The 308-nt window shown below is 44.8% G+C and carries 1 rRNA gene; it reads right to left on the reverse strand.

Going from position 1 to position 308, the window contains the following annotated elements:
* A 16S ribosomal RNA gene (locus J1781_RS00065) occupies nucleotides 1-68 on the reverse strand; the annotation flags it as partial.
* Between the last annotated feature and the right edge of the window lie 240 nt (nucleotides 69-308).

Below are 308 nucleotides of genomic sequence, written 5' to 3' on the forward strand. Positions count from 1 at the left end.
CGCTCGACTTGCATGTGTTAGGCCTGCCGCCAGCGTTCAATCTGAGCCATGATCAAACTCTTCAATTAAAAGTTCGATTTGCTTAAACACGTTAAGCGGTGCTCAGAGATTACTTCGTAATAATTCACTAAATGAATTACTGCTTGGTCACTCTAAGACTTGATATTTTTTTGCCACCGAGGTGGCTGATATCGTCTTGTGAGTGCCCACACAGATTGTCTGATAAATTGTTAAAGAGCATGCCGCGGTTCGCAAGGAATCTTATGCGGCGCGGGAGGCGTATATTACGTTTTCCCGCTGAAGAGTCA

It is taken from the genome of Rahnella perminowiae (assembly GCF_019049695.1).
Classification (GTDB): Bacteria; Pseudomonadota; Gammaproteobacteria; order Enterobacterales; family Enterobacteriaceae; genus Rahnella; species Rahnella perminowiae.